Source organism: Actinomyces sp. Z5, from assembly GCF_003287795.1.
GTDB classification, from domain to species: Bacteria; Actinomycetota; Actinomycetes; order Actinomycetales; family Actinomycetaceae; genus Actinomyces; species Actinomyces glycerinitolerans.
This window is the reverse complement of sequence record NZ_QMIN01000103.1, coordinates 48,910-65,100: the sequence shown is the minus strand read 5'-3', so window position 1 is coordinate 65,100 and position 16,191 is coordinate 48,910. Positions and strand designations below refer to the sequence as shown.

At 72.3% G+C, this 16,191-nt stretch carries 12 protein-coding genes; 1 reads left to right on the top strand and 11 read right to left on the bottom strand.

The features are described from left to right. From murC to mraZ, 11 genes are all read right to left on the bottom strand, one after another. Positions 1 to 1,137, bottom strand: a 1,137-nt coding sequence (gene murC, locus DRB06_RS13870; protein ID WP_111820272.1) for a UDP-N-acetylmuramate--L-alanine ligase, incomplete at its 3' end; no start/stop codon positions are given. Between the two features lie 113 nt (positions 1,138 to 1,250). After that, positions 1,251 to 2,492: a glycosyltransferase gene (locus DRB06_RS13865; RefSeq protein ID WP_073333068.1), complete on the bottom strand. Its 1,242-nt coding sequence runs from the start codon at positions 2,490 to 2,492 to the stop codon at positions 1,251 to 1,253. After that, positions 2,485 to 3,774 (bottom strand): putative peptidoglycan glycosyltransferase FtsW, encoded by a 1,290-nt coding sequence (locus tag DRB06_RS13860; protein ID WP_111820258.1) that lies wholly within the window; start codon positions 3,772 to 3,774, stop codon positions 2,485 to 2,487. Before DRB06_RS13860 ends, DRB06_RS13865 begins: the two co-directional genes overlap by 8 nt. A 1-nt stretch (position 3,775) precedes the next feature. Continuing rightward, entirely contained in the window at positions 3,776 to 5,299 is a 1,524-nt protein-coding gene (murD, locus tag DRB06_RS13855; RefSeq protein ID WP_111820257.1) for a UDP-N-acetylmuramoyl-L-alanine--D-glutamate ligase, read from the bottom strand. 68 nt (positions 5,300 to 5,367) lie between these two features. Then, positions 5,368 to 6,456 (bottom strand): phospho-N-acetylmuramoyl-pentapeptide-transferase, encoded by a 1,089-nt coding sequence (gene mraY / locus DRB06_RS13850; RefSeq protein WP_073333064.1) that lies wholly within the window; start codon positions 6,454 to 6,456, stop codon positions 5,368 to 5,370. Then, positions 6,453 to 7,922, bottom strand: coding sequence for a UDP-N-acetylmuramoyl-tripeptide--D-alanyl-D-alanine ligase (gene murF, locus DRB06_RS13845; RefSeq protein WP_108967686.1), 1,470 nt, complete (start codon positions 7,920 to 7,922; stop codon positions 6,453 to 6,455). The genes mraY and murF overlap by 4 nt, the downstream gene beginning before the upstream one ends. Beyond that, positions 7,919 to 9,538, bottom strand: coding sequence for a UDP-N-acetylmuramoyl-L-alanyl-D-glutamate--2,6-diaminopimelate ligase (locus tag DRB06_RS13840; RefSeq protein WP_108967689.1), 1,620 nt, complete (start codon positions 9,536 to 9,538; stop codon positions 7,919 to 7,921). Before DRB06_RS13840 ends, murF begins: the two co-directional genes overlap by 4 nt. 73 nt (positions 9,539 to 9,611) lie before the next feature. After that, the gene (locus tag DRB06_RS13835; protein ID WP_108969781.1) at positions 9,612 to 11,396 is read right to left on the bottom strand and encodes a penicillin-binding protein 2; all 1,785 of its coding nucleotides are present in this window, start codon (positions 11,394 to 11,396) and stop codon (positions 9,612 to 9,614) included. 38 nt (positions 11,397 to 11,434) lie between these two features. After that, on the bottom strand, positions 11,435 to 11,905 hold the full coding sequence (locus tag DRB06_RS13830) for a hypothetical protein (RefSeq protein WP_108967693.1): 471 nt from the start codon (positions 11,903 to 11,905) through the stop codon (positions 11,435 to 11,437). Beyond that, positions 11,902 to 12,987 carry a 16S rRNA (cytosine(1402)-N(4))-methyltransferase RsmH gene (rsmH, locus tag DRB06_RS13825; protein ID WP_108967696.1) on the bottom strand — a complete coding sequence of 362 codons (1,086 nt, stop codon included), beginning with the start codon at positions 12,985 to 12,987 and terminating at the stop codon, positions 11,902 to 11,904. Before rsmH ends, DRB06_RS13830 begins: the two co-directional genes overlap by 4 nt. A 272-nt stretch (positions 12,988 to 13,259) precedes the next feature. Then, positions 13,260 to 13,691, bottom strand: coding sequence for a division/cell wall cluster transcriptional repressor MraZ (mraZ, locus tag DRB06_RS13820; protein WP_073333053.1), 432 nt, complete (start codon positions 13,689 to 13,691; stop codon positions 13,260 to 13,262). A 536-nt stretch (positions 13,692 to 14,227) separates the two neighbouring features. Between mraZ and DRB06_RS13815 the strand changes: the two genes are divergently transcribed. Next, positions 14,228 to 16,191, top strand: a 1,964-nt coding sequence (locus DRB06_RS13815; protein WP_111820256.1) for an NAD(P)/FAD-dependent oxidoreductase, incomplete at its 3' end; no start/stop codon positions are given.

Sequence of the window (16,191 nt, the reverse complement as noted above, 5' to 3'; positions counted from 1 at the left end):
GCGGTCGGCGAAGTTGCGGGTGCGCGAGAACAGATGCGGCTGGAACAGGGCCACCACGCGCCCACCGCGGGCGTCGGCGACCTCACGTGCAGCCGCCAGCAGCGCCTCGATCTCGGTGGGATGGTGGGCGTAGTCATCGATGACGCGGACCCCGGCCGCCTCACCGCGATCCTCGAAGCGGCGCCCGGTGCCGCCGAATTCGCTCAGGGCACGAGCCATGGCCGTCGACTGCACGCCCAGCTCACAGCCGGCCTCCCACGCGGCGGCGGCGTCCAGGGCGACATGGTCGCCGGGAAGGGACAGTTCCAGCGACACCGGCTGCGAGCTCGGGCCGGAGCTCGCGGCGACGGCGTCGGCGTCCCAGCGGGTCAGGGATGCCTGCGTGCCTGTGGCGCTGCGGGCGATCACCTCCACGCGCACGTGGGCCGCACCCGGCACCGGGCCGCCGGGGATGTCCGCGGGGGTGGTGGTGCCGTAGGTGGTCACGCGGGTGCCGGCGGCGGCGGCCGTGCGGGCCAGGTCCAGGGCGCCGGGGTCGTCGGCGCAGGCGATCAGCAGTCCGCCGGGGACCAGGCGCGCGGCGAAGTCGACGAAGGCGGCGGCGAAGGCCTCCGGGGTGCCGTAGTTGTCGAGGTGGTCGGGCTCAATGTTGGTGACGATCTCGACGGTGGGGGCGTAGTTGAGGAAGGAGCGGTCGGACTCGTCGGCCTCGGCGACGAAGGCGGGCCCGGCCCCGTAGTGGGCGCCGGTGTGCAGGGAGCGGACCACTCCCCCGATCGCGAAGGAGGGGTCCTGCCCGGCGGTCGACAGCGCCTGGGCGAGCATGCCGGAGGTGGTGGTCTTGCCGTGGGCACCGGCGACGGCCACGAAATCGCGACCGCGGGCCGCCAGGGCGAGGGCCTGGGAGCGGTGGATGACCTCCTGGCCGCGTTCGCGGGCGGCGCGCAGCTCCGGGTTGGTCTCCTTGATGGCGGTGGACACCACCACGGTGGCGGCCTCCGGCACGTTGGCGGCGGCGTGGCCCAGGTGCACCTTCAGGCCCTGTTGACGCAGTTGCTCGTAGGCGTCGCCGCCGTGGGCGTCCGAGCCGGTCACGGCGGCGCCCCGCGCCGCCAGGATCTGAGCCACCACGCTCATGCCGGCGCCGCCCACGCCGATCAGGTGGAAGGCGTGACCGGCCAGATCCGTGGGCGCCTTGTCTGTGTGCGCCTGGTCCGCTCCGGCGGCGGGGTTGGACAGCTGTGGATTGGTCACTGGCCTGGCTCCTGGTTCTCGTCGGCCTGCGCCGTGCCGGGCACGCGGCCGGCGGCGGCGCGGATCAGCGCGGCCAGACGGGCGGCGCCGTCGCGCACCCCGGTGGAGGCGGCGGCAGCCGCGGCCTGGGCGCGGCGGGTCGGGTCGGTGAGCAGGCCGGTGAAGGCCAGCACGTCGTCACCGCTCAGGTCGGCGTCGTTAACCAGCGTCCCGCCGCCCGCGGCCACGCAGTCGGCGGCGTTCAGGCGCTGCTCCCCGTTGCCGATGGGCAGGGGAACGTAGAGGGCGGGCAGCCCCAGGGCGGTGAGCTCGGCGACGGTGCCGGCGCCGGAGCGGCAGATGACGCCGTCGGCGCACGCATAGGCCTGCTCCATGGTGGTGAGGTAGTCCAGCACGTGGTAGCGCTCCAACAGCCCGGGGGCGCCCGCCGCGGCCCGCTCCAGGGCGGCGCGCACCGGGGCGTCCTTCCCGCGGCCGGTCAGGTGCAGCACCTGCAGGTTCTCCGGCAGGCGGGCGGCGCAGTCGCACAGGACCTCGTTGAGGTGCTGGGCGCCCAGCGATCCGCCGGTGACCAGCAGGGTCGGGGCGGCCGGGTCCAGGCCGAGGGCGGCGGCACCCTCGCGGCGGACGGCGTCGGCATCGTCATTGAGACGGGCGGCCAGGGCGCCGATGGCGGGGCGCAGCGGCAGGCCAGTGACCTCGGTGCGGCCGTGCGTGGCGGCCAGCGGGGTGGAGGCGAAGGTGAGGGCGACGGCGGCGGCCCAGCGGGCCCCGAGCCGGTTGGCCAGGCCGGGGCGGGCGTTCTGCTCGTGGATGACCACAGGCACGCCGGCGCTGCGGGCCGCCAGGTAGGCGGGGGTGGAGACGAATCCGCCGAAGCCGACCACGACGTCGGCACCAACCTGTGCGATGGCCTGGCCGGCGGCGTCGACGGCGCGGTGCAGGCGCCGTGGCAGCAGCAGCAGGTCGCCGGTGGGACGCCGCGGCATGGGCACGCGCGGCACATGGGCCAGGGGGTAGCCGGCCTCGGGGACGAGCCGTTCCTCCAGCCCCTCCTTGGTCCCCAGCACCAGGATGTCGGTGTCCGGGTCGCCGCCGCTGGTGTCGTCGCGCAGGGCGGCGGCCGTCGCCAGCAGGGGGTTGACGTGACCGGCGGTGCCGCCGCCGGCCAGCAGCACACGCAGCGGCCGGCCGGTGGGGCCGTCCGCGGCGGGTTCGGGGGTGGGAGTGTCAGACACGTTTCCTCCTGCGCGGGGCGATGACGGCCAGGGTACGGCGTACGGCGCCGCTGCGGGAGCGCAGCGCCTCGGGCGCGCCGGGCTCGTTGCGGGCGAAGGCGAGCAGCACCCCGACGGCGAACAGCACGGACACGAGCGCGGAGCCGCCCGCGCTGATCAGCGGCAGCGGCACGCCCAGCACGGGCAGCAGGCCGACCACCACGGACATGTTGATCAGGGCCTGGCCGACGATCCAGGTCATGATGCCACCGACGACCACGGCCGCGTACAGGGAGTCGGAGCGACGGATGATGCGCAGGCAGCACCAGCCGACCACGGCGAACAGGAGTATCACCAGCAGGGTTCCCACCAGTCCGAACTCCTCCCCGAGGACGGCGAAGATGTAGTCGGAGTCCGCCTGAGTCAGGTAGCCCCACTTCTGCCGGGAGGAGCCGGGACCCACCCCCCACCAGCCTCCGGTACCCAGGGCGTAGCGCCCGTGCAGGGGCTGGTAGCCGACGTCGAGGGGGTCGTAGCGCTCCGGATGCAGCCAGGCGAGGATGCGGGCGCGGCGGTTGGCGGACAGCATGGAGGCGCCCGCGAAGCCGACCATGCCCACCAGCCCCAGGGCGGCGAACCAGCGCCAGCCGAGTCCCCCCAGCCACAGGGCGCCGGCAACTAGGGCCGTCAGCACGATCACGGTGCCCAGGTCGCCACCGGCCATGACCAGGCCAATGCCGATGCCGGCGGGCAGCAGGATCCAGCCGCCAAAGCGCGCGAACTTGGGCCAGCTGTTCACGCCCCCCAGGAAGGCGTCCCGCCGGGCGGAGACCGTGGCGCCCAGGTACAGGCACAGCCCCAGCTTGATGAACTCCGAGGGCTGGGCGGTGCCCAGGCCGGCGGGCAGGGCGATCCAGTTCCGGTTCCCGTACACGTCGATGCCGATGCCGGGCACGAACACCAGCAGTTGCAGCGCGAAGGCTAGCAGCAGCGCGGGCCAGGCCAGGCGCTTGAGTGCCCGCAGCGGCAGCCGGGAGAGCACCACCATGCCCACCAGGCCGACGGCGGCGAACGCCAGGTATTTGGTGAAGGCGGTGAAGGCGTTGCCGCCCTCGGCGGCGGTGGTGACCGACTGCACCGAGAAGACCATGATGAGTCCGAACGCGAGCAGAGCCAGCGTGGCGATGAGCAGGGCGTAGTAGCTCAGGGTGCTGCCCTCGCCCTTGACCGGGCCGTCCTTGCCCCGCGGGCGGCGCCGGCGATCGGACCCACGGCGGCGGGGGGTGGGCTTGTCGGCGGCCATGTCAGTGCCGAACCTCGCCGTCGGCGGCCCGGGCGGCGGCCTGGGCGAACAGGTCACCGCGCTGGGCGTAGGAGTCGAACTGGTCCCAGGAGGCGCAGGCGGGCGCAAGCATGACGGTGTCGCCCGGGCGGGCCAGGGCGGCGGCCGCGGCCACCGCGGCGTCGGTGACGTCCTGGGGGTTCCCGTCCGGGATCGTGGTCACGGGCAGGCCCGGAGCCTGGCGGGCCAACGCCCCCGCCACGGCGCGCTGGTCCCGGCCGATCACGACGGCGCCGCGCAGGTGCGGACGGACCGCGCGCACGAGCTCGTCGAAGCTGGCGCCCTTGGTGTCACCACCGACGATCCACACGCCGGTGCCGGGCGGCAGGGCGGTCAGGGCGGCCTGGGCGGAGTGGGGGTTGGTGGCCTTGGAGTCGTCGATCCAGGTAACGCCACCGGCCTCGGCGACGGTGACGATGCGGTGAGCGCCCGGCTGGTAGGCGCGCAGGCCGCGGGCGATTGCGGTCGGGTCGGCGGCGACGGCGTCGGTGGCCAGGGCCAGGGCGGCGGCGGCCAGGGCGTCGGCGACGACGTGGGCGGGCAGGCGGGTGGCGTCGCCGCCGGGGGCCAGGTGGGCCAGGTCGTCCAGGGTGGCGAGCTGGGCCCCGCTGCGGCGCCGGTCGGGGTGGTAGGCGCGGTCTATGAGCAGGTCCTCCACGCAGCCGATCTGCCCGAGGGCGGGGATGGCGGTGGTGAAGCCGATGGCGCGGCAGCCCTCGGCCACATCGGCGTCCTCCACCATGGTCAGGGTGGCGGCGTCGGCGGTGTTGTAGACGGCGGCCCGGCGGGTGCGGGCGTAGACGCGGGCCTTGTCTGCCCGGTAGGCGTCCAGGGAGCCGTGCCAGTCCAGGTGGTCGGGGGCGAGGTTGAGGCAGGCCGCGGCCAGCGGGCTGAGGGTGTGGGTGGAGTGCAGCTGGAAGCTCGACAGTTCCACGGCCAGGGCGTCCGCCCTCCCGGCGGCGACGGTGGTGATGACGGGGTCGCCGATATTGCCGACCGCGGACGCGTTCAAACCGGCGGCCGTAAGGATCTGCGCGAGCATGCCGACGGTGGTGGTCTTGCCGTCGGTGCCGGTGACGGCCAGCCAGGGCACGTCGGGGCGGGCGGAGGCGCGCTGGAAGCGCCAGGCCAGCTCAATCTCGCTCCAGGTCTCGATGTGGGCGGCGCGGGCGGCGGCCAGGACGGGACCGGTGGCGGGCACACCCGGTGAGACCACCAGCAGGCGCAGGTCGGAGTCCGCGACGGCGGCGGCGATGTGCGCGTCGTCGCCTGCGGTGGCGTCGGCCAGGCCGGCGGCCGTGTCGGCACCGAGCGCATCCGGCAGGGCGTCGATGGCGCCGGGGCGGGAGTCGAATACGGACACGCGGGCGCCCAGGCCGGTCAGTACGTCGACGACGGCGAGTCCGGTGCGGCCGAGCCCGACCACGCCCACGCGCGCCCCGGCGAGTGCCGCGACCCCGGTGCTGCTGGAGATGTCTGCTTGCATGACCTCTGCTTCACGTTTCGGCTACTTGGGCCGCGGGCTGGCCGCGGCGGCGGGCGCACGGCAGGTTTTCAGGACACCAGGTATTCGGCGTAGAACAGGCCCAGGCCGAGTACCACGAACACGCCGGTGACGATCCAGAAGCGGATCACCACGTTGACCTCGGTCCAGCCGCCCAGCTCGAAGTGGTGGTGCAGCGGGGCCATGCGGAACACGCGTTTGCCCGTGGACTTGAAGGAGACCACCTGGACGATGTCGCTGACGACCTCGGCCACGAACAGTCCGCCGATGAGCACCGCCAGGAACTCCGTGCGGGTGAGAATGGACAGCCCGGCCACGGCGCCGCCCAGCGCGAGGGAACCGGTGTCGCCCATGAAGATCTTCGCCGGCGAGGCGTTCCACCACAGGAAGCCGAAGCAGGCGCCCATGAGTCCGGCGGCGATCATGGCCATGTCACGCGGGTCCCGGGTCTGATAGCACAGGGTGGCGACCACGTCGCCGTGCCCGTAGGTGCAGGACTGGTTGGTCTGCCACACGCCAATGAGGGTGTAGGCGGCGAACACCATGGCGGAGGAACCGGCGGCCAGGCCGTCCAGCCCGTCGGTGAGGTTGACGGCGTTGGACCAGGCGGTGATCAGGAAGTTCGACCAGATGGTGAACAGGATGATGCCGCCGACGGCGCCGGCGAAGGCGAGATCCAGATTCGAGTCGCGGGCGAAGGAAATGCGCGTGGAGGCGGGGGTGAGCCCGTTGCGGTTGGCGAAGTTCAGGGCGGCTACCGAGAAGGTGATGCCGATGAAGGCCTGACCGAGAATCTTCTGCCAGGGGCTCAGGCCCAGGGAGCGCTGCTTGGAGATCTTGGCGAAGTCGTCCAGGAAGCCGATCAGTCCCAGCCCCACGATCAGGAACAGCAGCAGCACACCGCTCGCGCGCGGCGTGCGCAGTTCACTGAGGTTGGCCGCCGCGTAGCCGAGCACGGTGGCGATGATGATGACCAGGCCCCCCATGGTGGGGGTGCCGCGCTTGGTGAAGTGGCCCTGTGGGCCGTCCTGCCGGATGAACTGCCCGTACTCGCGCTTGTGCAGGAAGCGGATGAGCACGGGGGTGCCGAACAGGGTGATCAGCAGGCCGACCGCCGCGGACACGAGGATTGCTGTCATTGGGCGTGCATCTCCTTGAGACTGTCTCGGAGGTGGTCGGCCAGGCGCCACGCGCCCGACCCGTTGGATCCCTTTACCAGGACGGCGTCGCCGTCGCGCAGCGGGCCGTCGGGGGCATCCAGGGCCGCCTGGGCGGCATCGGCGTCGGGCATCTCCAGCACCGTTACGCCTGCGGCTCGGGCGGATACCGCGGCCGGCGCGGCGCCGGCGCCGACGGTGATCAGCAGGCCGACACCGGCCTGGGCGGCCAGCTGTCCGGTGCGGACGTGGTCGGCCACGGACGCGGCCCCCAGCTCCAGCATCTCGGAGATGATGGCGACTCGCCGGCGGCCGCCGGCCAACGTGGCCAGGGAGTCGAAGGCGGCCGTCATGGAATCGATGTTGGCGTTGTACGCGTCGTCGATCAGCAGCACGTCCCGCCCCAGGTGGTTCACGTCCATGCGGTGGGGACTCTCCAGGCGGGCGGCGCCGAGGTCGGCGGCGACTGCGGCCGGGTCGGCGCCGGCGGCCACGGCCAGGCCGGCGGCGGCCAGGGCGTTGGCCACGTTGTGGGCGCCGGGGACGGCCAGGCGGACGCGGCGGGGGGCGATCCCCGGCAGGTGCAGCTCGAAGCCGGCGTGGGCATCCGCGTCCAATTCAACCGCGGTGGCGCGGATATCTGCCTCGGGGGCGCCGGCGGCGGAGAAGGTGAGCACCGCGGGGGCGAGCTCGGCCATGGCGGCGGCGCGGGCGTCGTCGTGGTTGAGCACGGCGGTGCCGGTGGGCAAAAGCCCGCGCACGATCTCCGCCTTGGCGCGGGCCACGCCGTCGATCGAGCCGAAGCCCTCCATGTGGGCGTGACCGACCATGAGCACGGCGGCGGCGTCCAGGGGCGCGATGTCGGTCAGGTAGGTGATGTGACCGGGTCCGGAGGCGCCCATCTCCAACACCAGGTAGCGGGTGTCGGCGTCGGCCTCCAGGACGGTGAGCGGCAGGCCGATCTCATTGTTGAAGGAGGCGATCGGGGCGACGGTGGGGCCCTGGGCGGCGAGCAGCTGCCGGGTCAGGTCCTTGGTGGTGGTCTTGCCGACCGAGCCGGTGACGGCCACGACGGTCAGCGCCTGGCCGCGCTGCACGGCCCGGTGGCGCAGGTCGGCCAGGTGCCCGCGGGCCAGTGCCCCGAGCGCGGTCACCGTGTCCGGAACCGCGATCAGCGGCAGGCGGGCACCGGCATCGGCCAGGGCGGCACGGGCGGCGTCCACGTCGCTGACGAGTGCGGCGGCGGCCCCGGCGACGGCTGCGGTGCCGACGTGGGCGTGCCCGTCGGTGCGCTCACCGGCGAGGGCGACGAACAGGGTGCCGGGCGCGGCCCGGCGGGAGTCCGTCACCACCGCGGACACGGTCGCCCCCGGTGCGGGAACGGCCTCGGCGTCCACCAGGGTGCCGCCGGTGAGGGCGACAACCTCGGTCAGGGGGCGGTCAATCATGCGGGCTCTCCCCACTTGTCCAGGACCGCCTCGCGCATGACGGGCGCGTCGTTGTAGCGGATGAACTCGTCGGCGATCTCCAGGAAGGGCTCATGCCCCTTGCCGGTGACGATGACGGTGTCCTGGGGGCCGCACAGCTCGACTCCGCGGCGCACGGCGTCACCCCGCCAGGTGGTGATCTCCTCCACGTCGTGCAAGTCGGGACGAACCTTGCGCACGCCGGCGAGGATCGCGTCGCGGATGGACTGCGGGTCCTCGCTGCGGGGGTTCTCGTCGGTGACCACCAGCACGTCGGCGAGCCGGGCACAGACCTCCCCGAGCATGGGCCGCTTGCCGCGGTCGCGGTCGCCGTCGGAGCCGAAGACCACGATCAGGCGGCCGGGGGTGATCTGGCGGACGGCCCGGAGGGTCAGCTCCATGGCGTCGGGGGTGTGGGCGAAGTCGACGATGCAGGTGCCGCGCACGCCGTCGCGCTGGCTGATGCGCTGCATACGGCCGGGGATGTTGTGGGCGGTGGCCAGCGCGGCCACGGCGGTCTCGGCCGGGACTCCGGCGCGGATCGCCATCACCAGGGCAAGCGCGGCGTTTTGGACGTTGACGAGCCCGGGCAGGGGGCAGGCGGCGGCGATGGTCTGCCCGTCGGGGCCGTGAAGGGTGAAGGTGGTGGCGGAGTCGGTCATGGAGACCGCCGCGTCGCTGACCCACCAGTCGGCGCCGGCGGCATCCTGACCGCCGGGGACGGGGTAGGCGCGTACCCGATCGACGGGGACCTGTCCGGCGGCGACGCGGTCGGCCAACTGCGCGCCCCACTCGTCGTCGACGCAGATGACGGCGCGGCGGGCGTGCTCGGGGGTGAACAGCTGCGCCTTGGCGTCCAGGTACTCCGGCATGGTCTTGTGGAAGTCCAAGTGGTCGCGCTGAAGGTTGGTGAACCCGGCAACGTCCACCACCATCCCGTCCAGGCGGTGTAGCACGATCGCGTGGCTGGAGGCCTCTAGGCTGGCGGCGCCCACACCCTCCTCCACAGCCAGGGCGAGCATGCGCTGCAGTACCGGCGCCTCCACGGTGGTGCGCGGGGACTCGACAGCAATGTCTCCCACGCGCAGTTGGACGGTCCCGGCAATCACGCAGGCGCCCCGGTGGGCGGTAAGCATGGCGTCGAGGAAGTAGGAGGTAGTGGTTTTGCCGTTGGTGCCGGTAACGGCGGTGGTCAGCAGCTGCTCGGCCGGGTGGTGGTAGACGGCGGCGGCGAGCGGACCGACGACGGCGCGCGGATCGGGATGGGTTAGCACGGGAATGCCGGGGCAGTTGGCGTGCACCATGGCCGCGCCGTCCGGGTCGGTCAGCACGGCGACGGCGCCGGCGGCCACGGCCTCGGGGGCGTAGACGGCACCGTGCGTCTTGAATCCGGGCAGGGCGGTAAACAGTTCCCCGGCGGACACGTCGCCGGAGTCGACGCTGACACCGCTCACCTCCAGCGCCTCCACCGAGTCGGTGCCGCCGTCTTCACGCCGGGCGGGGGTCAGCGCGAAGTCCCGGGCGAGGTCGCTCAGGAGCGTGGACGCGCACCGGTGTGGGCGCAGCCGTGCGGCCGACTCGTAGGCGTGGTTGCTCATAGGTCCCCAATCTATCGTGACAGGACGGTTACAGCCGCCAGGCGCGGGGCGGCAGCTGCCAGGACGAGGGTACTCATCCTTCGTCGCCTGTGCTTTCGGACTGTGCGGCCTCGACCGCCGCATCCGCCTCGGCGGCGGCTTCGGCTGCGATAATGCTGGGGTCCGGGGCAATCCCCAGGGAGTGCATGGCGGCCAGGGCAACCTTGCGGAACACGGGGGCGGACACGGTGCCGCCGTAGGTGTCGCGGGGACGATAAACGATGACGGCGACGGCGATGGCCGGGTCGCGGGCGGGGGTGAAGCCGACGAAGGAGGCCACCGTGCCGTCCTCGGCGAGGATCTCGGTGGTGCCCGTCTTGCCGGCCACCAGATAGCCGTCAATGGAGGCGGCCTCGGCGGTGCCGCCCTCCTGGGTGACACCGATCAGCATCTCGGTGAGGGCCTCGGCGGTGGCCTCGCTGATTACCCGCTCCCCCGCGGGAGTCTCCTGGGGGGTTTCGTTACCGTCGGCGTCGATCCAGGCGTCCACCACGCGCGGCGGCACCCGTACCCCCTTGTTGGCGACGGTGGCGAGCACCTGGGCGGCCTGTAGGGCGGTGCCGGCGATGCCCTGGCCGAACATGGTGGTGTAGCGGGTGCGGTCGTCCCAGTCCGCGGCGGCGGCGACCATGCCGGCGGACTCGGCGGGCATCTCAATGCCGGTCAGCGTGCCAAAGCCGAAACGCTTGAGGTACTCGTAGCGCACGGCGTCGTCGAGCTGCTCACCGATCTGGACGGTGCCGACGTTCGAGGACTCGGCCAGCACTCCGGCGGAGGTGAGTGTCTGGGTCTCGTGGTAGTGGGAATCGTGGAAGGCCTGCCCGTTGGCGGCGGTCCAGCTGTAGGGAACGGTCCAGGTGTCTTCCGGGCTCATGGTGCCCTCCTCGAGGGCGGCCGCGAAGGTGATCACCTTGCCGACGCTGCCGGGCTCGAAGATGGCCTGGACCGAGCGGGCGTTGCGGGATGCCTCCGGGGTTTCCGACGGCTTGGCGGGATTGACGGCGTCGGAGTCGGCGAGCACCAGCAGCTTCCCGGTGGAAGGTTCCATCACCACCACGCAGCCCCAGTCGGCGCCCTGAGCGTCGACCACCTCGTCGATGGCCTCTTGGGCAACGGCCTGCAGGTCGGGATTGATGGTCATGCGCACGCTGTCGCCCGCGGTCGCGGGCACCTCTTTCTGCTCGCCGGTGGGGATGATGGCACCGGACTTGCCGACCTCCACCCGGCCCAGGCCGTCGACGCCGGTCAAGGCGTCGTTCTGTGTCAGTTCCAGGCCGGCGGAGCCGATGAGCGTGCGGCCGGTTCCCTCGTAGGTGTAGCCCAGGATGTTTCCGGCTACCGAGCCGGCCGGGTAGGTGCGTCGGGTGCGCTGGTCCGGTTCCACACCGGGGATCGACAGCGCGTTGATGCGCCGCCAGGTGTCCGGGGCGACGGCCTCGGCGACGACGACGTAGGTGGACTCCCCCACCATCTGGGCACCGAGCTCCTGGGCATCCACGCCCAGGATCTCGGCCATCTGCTCGGCAGCTGCGGCGGCGCCGTGGCCGACGACGACGCTGCGAATCTCCCCGGTGGCGGGGTCGGCGCGTTCTTCGCTGCGCTCGTACTGGGCAATCTTGAGCTGATTAACGCCGATGTCGTATGAGACGGCAGAGGAGGCCAGCACCGTGCCGTCGCGGCCGAGGATGTCACCCCGTGGTGCCCGGTTGACCCAGGCGACGGTGCGTTCGGCCTTTGCCGTGGTGGCGAGCTCGGGACCATCCACCACCTGCAGCCAGGCGGTCCTGCCTGTCAGTGCGCCGAATCCCGCCAGCCCCATGAGTTGCAGGACGCGGCGTCGGCTCGGGTTGACCGGGTTCACTGGGCGTCGTCCGCCTCGGCGGCGGTGCCGCCCGCCAGGGTGGAGTCCGCCAGGTCGACGACGCCGGGGGCGGCGGCCGGAACCATGCCCAGCTCCGCGGCTCGAGCGGCCAGCCTGTCGGCGGCGGAGGCCTCTTGCACGTCGGCCCGCACGGTCTCGATGTGGTCGTTGAGCACGTTCAACTCCACCTGCGCCGTCTTCATCTTGTAGGCCGTGTCCGCCATGCGCGCGTTCAGCAGCATGCTGGAGACCAGCGCACAGGCGAGTATGCCGATGACCAGGACCAGGAAGGGCAGGGTGCGCCGGGAGGGGACAACGCCGCGCACCACGCGCAGTTCCGGCCGCGCGGAGCTCTCGCCCACCGGGCGCGAGGCGGGGCGGCGCGCGGCCCGAGCGGTCGCGCCGTCGGTGAGCGCACGCCAGGACGGATTGGCCGCGGCGCTGCGTTGAGCGTTGACAGTGGTCATCGGCGGTTCCTTCCTCGAGTCTTTGCGGCGGTAGTGGAGTCGGCGGGGTAAGGGGCGGGGGCCTCGGCGACGGGCCGGATGCGGGTGGCGGCCCGCAGGCGCACCGAGGCGCTGCGCGAATTGGCGTCCCGCTCGGCGGCATCCGCTTGCTCGGCGCCGCGAGTGACCAGCTCCAGGTAGGGTTCCAGTCCCTCCGGGACGACGGGCAGGTCGACGGGCGCGCCAGGGGAGGCGCCGGCGGCCAGGGCCTGTTTGACGATGCGGTCCTCCAGGCTCTGGTAGGACTCGACGACGATGCGCCCGCCCACCCGCAGCGAGTTGAGGGCTCGCGGCAGGGCGCGCTGCAGCAGCTCAAGTTCACCGTTGACGGCGATGCGCAGCGCCTGAAAGGTGCGTTTGGCGGGGTTCCCGCCCCGGCGGCGCGCGGCGGCGGGAGTGGCCTCACGTACCAGCTCGGTCAGCTCGGCCGTGGTGGTGACGGGCCGGCCGGCGCGGCGGCGGCGCACGATGGCGGCCGCGATGCGCGGGGCGAAGCGTTCCTCGCCGTAGGTGCGCAGGATGCGGGTCAACTCGCGCTCGTCGGCGCCGTCGAGCAGCTCCTGAGCGGTGCGTCCACCGGTCTGGTCCATGCGCATGTCCAGTGGGGCGGGCTGGGCGTAGGAGAAGCCGCGGTCGGCGTCGTCGAGCTGGAGGGAGGAGACCCCCAGGTCCATGAGGATGGCGTCGATGGTGCGGTCGGGACGGCGGGAGGCGTCGCGGGCAACGGCGTCGACGGCGTCGTAGGTGGCCTGCACGGCGCGGAAGCGGTCCCCGAAGCGGGCCAGGCGGGCGCCGGCCAGGGCGATGGCCTGGGGATCGCGGTCGATGCCGACCACGGTGAGGTTGGTGAAGCGCTCGAGGGCGGCCTCGGTGTGTCCGCCCATGCCGAGCGTGCAATCGATCATGACGGGTGCGGCGACTTCCAGGGCCGGGGCGAGCAGGTCCAGACAGCGCTCCAGGAGGACGGGCGTGTGGCGGCCGGCGGCGTCGGCGGGGGCCGGCTGCGCGACAGCCGGCGTTTGCGCGGCGGGGGCGTCGCTCACGGGTGTCCTCCTCTCCTGGTTCGGATTGCCACGACGTCGGCATTGCGACGTGCGGGGTACTCGGGTGCTGTTGGGCGTGGGGCCGCCGGTGGCGCCGCTCTGCCAGGACTCCTCCCGCGGGTTCCGGCGCCGGGGAAGAGGCGTCGGACGCTGCGGCGGGCGGAGACCTCACGGAACGGAACCGTTGCCGGTGGACTTCCGGGGGTTTGGGGCGGCTGGGGCCCATGCCTGACGGCGTTATGCAGTTGTACGGCCGAGGTGTTCGGGGCGGGTCAGAAGAACCCGGGGATGATCTCCTCGGCGGTGTCGGCGAAGACCTGCTCCTGTGCGGCCAGGTAGGTCTCCCAGGCCTTCGCGTCCCAGATCTCCACGCGTGCGCCGGCGCCGATGACCGCGAGATCGCGGCCCAGCCCGGCGTAGGCGCGCAGGGGCGCGGGGATGGTGATGCGCCCCTGCTTGTCGGGGATCTGCGAGTCGGCGCCGGAGAGCATGACGCGGACGTAATCGCGCGCCTGTTTCTGCGCCAGGGGGGCCTCACGCAGTTGGGCGTACATGCGCTCGAACTCGGCGGAGGTGAAGGCGTAGATGCAGTGCTCCTGGCCGCGGGTGAGGATCACACCGCCGGCGAGCTCCTCACGGAACTTCGCCGGAAGGATGAGCCGGCCCTTCTCATCGAGGCGGGGAGCGTGGGTACCCAAGAACATGCGGACCTCACTCCTCTCCCCTCGACGATCCAACGTGCCCCACATTACTCCACTTCGCCCCCCTTTCTTCCACTCTGAGGTCGCAAACTGGGGTCATGATCGCGTCGAGGCGGCCAACGGGACGGAGTTTTCCCCGGAATCACGGGCTCATACTGAGGTGGTTGAAAGTGGAGGGAAAGGGGCGCGCGGGACGGCATGGGCGTGGCGAGGTCGACCGAGGTCGGGCCGCGGACGGCAGCGCGAGCAGGGACGGCGGGGATGGCGACACCGGGGAGGCCACCCGTCGGCCGAGATCGGATAACGGGACCAGGCCGGGGAAAACGGAGGCGCCGGCGGTGGCGGTGCCGGTGTGTGGCGGACGCCCGGCACCCCCGCCCGGAACCACCCGTGGAGGAAAGTGGAGGGACGTCCGACGGACGCCCCGCACCCGCCCGGGCGGGTTGCGTTTCAGCCAATGGAGACCTTAGGTAGTGGCGCTGCTCACGACTTCGCGGTGAACTGACACAGTGTCAGCGTCGACATCCGAGGAGCCAGCCATGCTCACCGCCAACAGCCCCACTACCTCGACCACCAACCAAACCACCGCACCGGACACCGCCTACCCCCACCTCCTGTCGCCCCTGACGATCGCCGGTCATGTCCTGCGCAACCGCGTCCTCATGCCGCCCATGGGCACCGAGATGTGCACCGAGGACGGACTGTCCACCCCGCGCGAGGCCGCCTATTACGGGGCGCGCGCCGTGGGCGGCACCGCCGTCGTCATGACCGGCATCAACTTCGTCCAGTCCGAGCTTGAGCCCATCCACAAGGGCCTGGCCCGGGTCGATTCCGACGACTGCATCCCGGGCCTGCGCGGTATCGCCGAGGCCGTCCACGCCGGCGGGGGCCTCGCCGCACTGCAACTCACCCCTGGCCTGGGCCGCAACAACCAGTACTACGACGAGCTCGGGATGGAGCCGGTCTCGTCCTCGGACAACACCTATTTCTTCGACCCGTCCCGCCGCTGCCGCCCCCTGACGACCGAGGAGATCCGCCTCATCGTCCAGCGCGTGGGTGAGGCGGCACGCCGCGGCGCCGAAGCCGGCTTCGACGCCATCGACCTGCACGGGCACACCGGCTATCTCGTCGACCAGTTCATGAGCGCGCTGTGGAACCGCCGCACGGACGAGTACGGCGGCTCGCCAGAGAACCGCGCCCGCTTCGCCGTGGAGTGCCTGCGCGCCATCAAGGACAACGCCCCCGACTGCATCGTCTCCTTCCGCATCTCGGTCAACCACCGATTCGAGGGCGGGCGCACCTGGGAGGAGACCCAGGCGCTCGTCCAAGCCCTCGAGGCCGGCGGGCTCGACATGATCCTGTGCGACGACGGCTCCTACGAGGCCATGGACTACGTCTTTCCGCCGTACTACCTCGGCGACGCCCCGATGTGGGAGGCCGCCGCCAGGGTCAAGGAGGTCGTCTCCATTCCCGTGGCCGCCTGCGGCTCCCTCACCCCCGAGATCGGCGAGCGGCTCATCGCCGAGGGCAGCGCCGACCTCGTTGCCCTGGGGCGCCCGCTCATCGCCGACCCCGACCTCGTCGTCAAGCTCGAGCAGGGCCGCCGGGCCGACGTCCGCCCCTGCATCCGCTGCAACCAGATGTGCACCGGCAATGCCTTCTTCGGGCTGCCGGTGGCCTGCGCCGTGAACCCCGAGGCGGGTTTCGAGCTTGAGCGCGTGATCGAGCCCGGCAGCGTCACCGAGCCCAAGCGCGTCGTCGTCGTGGGCGCCGGCCCGGCGGGGCTCGAGTTCGCGCGCGTCGCCGGGCTGCGTGGGCACCGCGTCGAGATCTACGAGAAGGGCGACCGGATCGGCGGTGTCCTCCTGCCGGCGGCGACCCCCGACTTCAAGCGGGAGCTGTTCCGCATGATCGGCTGGTGGGAGCGCCAGCTCGAGCAGATCCCGACGGTGAGTATCCACCTGGGCCACGAAGTCACGGTCGAGGATGAGGTCCTCACCGGCGCCGACGTCCTCGTCCTCGCCAACGGCTCGCACCCCTTCGTACCCGAATCGGTCGCCGTCGCCCCCGGGGCACGCCCCGTCGACGTCCTCGCCTTCCACCGCGGGGCGCCCCTGGGCCAGCGCGTCGTCGTGTGCGGTGGTGGCCTATCGGGCGCCGACGCGGCCCTCGAGATCGCCCAAAAGGGCCACGCGGTCGTCATCCTCGAGATGGTCGAGGAGATCGCCGGGGACATGCTGATGCTCAACCGGATCTCGCTGCTGCGCGAGCTCGAGGCGCACGGGGTCGAGATCCGCACCCGCACCCTCGTCAAGGAGATCACCCCCGGGGGCGTGCGCGTCACCGGCACCGAGGGCGCCGAGGAGCTCGTCGAGGCCGACACCGTCATCACGGCCTTCGGGCTCAAGCCCGCCACGGGCGCGGGCGATGCTCTCGCCGCGGCCGTCCCCGGCGCCGAGGTCATCCGGGTCGGCGACTGCGTCAAACCGCGCAAGGTCGGCGA

Coding starts and splice junctions, on each gene's coding strand:
- DRB06_RS13860 (WP_111820258.1), bottom strand. CDS start 3,774: ATGGCCGCCGACAAGCCCACCCCCCGCCGCCGTGGGTCCGATCGCCGG.
- murD (WP_111820257.1), bottom strand. CDS start 5,299: ATGCAAGCAGACATCTCCAGCAGCACCGGGGTCGCGGCACTCGCCGGG.
- mraY (WP_073333064.1), bottom strand. CDS start 6,456: ATGACAGCAATCCTCGTGTCCGCGGCGGTCGGCCTGCTGATCACCCTG.
- murF (WP_108967686.1), bottom strand. CDS start 7,922: ATGATTGACCGCCCCCTGACCGAGGTTGTCGCCCTCACCGGCGGCACC.
- DRB06_RS13840 (WP_108967689.1), bottom strand. CDS start 9,538: ATGAGCAACCACGCCTACGAGTCGGCCGCACGGCTGCGCCCACACCGG.
- DRB06_RS13835 (WP_108969781.1), bottom strand. CDS start 11,396: ATGGGGCTGGCGGGATTCGGCGCACTGACAGGCAGGACCGCCTGGCTG.
- DRB06_RS13830 (WP_108967693.1), bottom strand. CDS start 11,905: ATGACCACTGTCAACGCTCAACGCAGCGCCGCGGCCAATCCGTCCTGG.
- mraZ (WP_073333053.1), bottom strand. CDS start 13,691: ATGTTCTTGGGTACCCACGCTCCCCGCCTCGATGAGAAGGGCCGGCTC.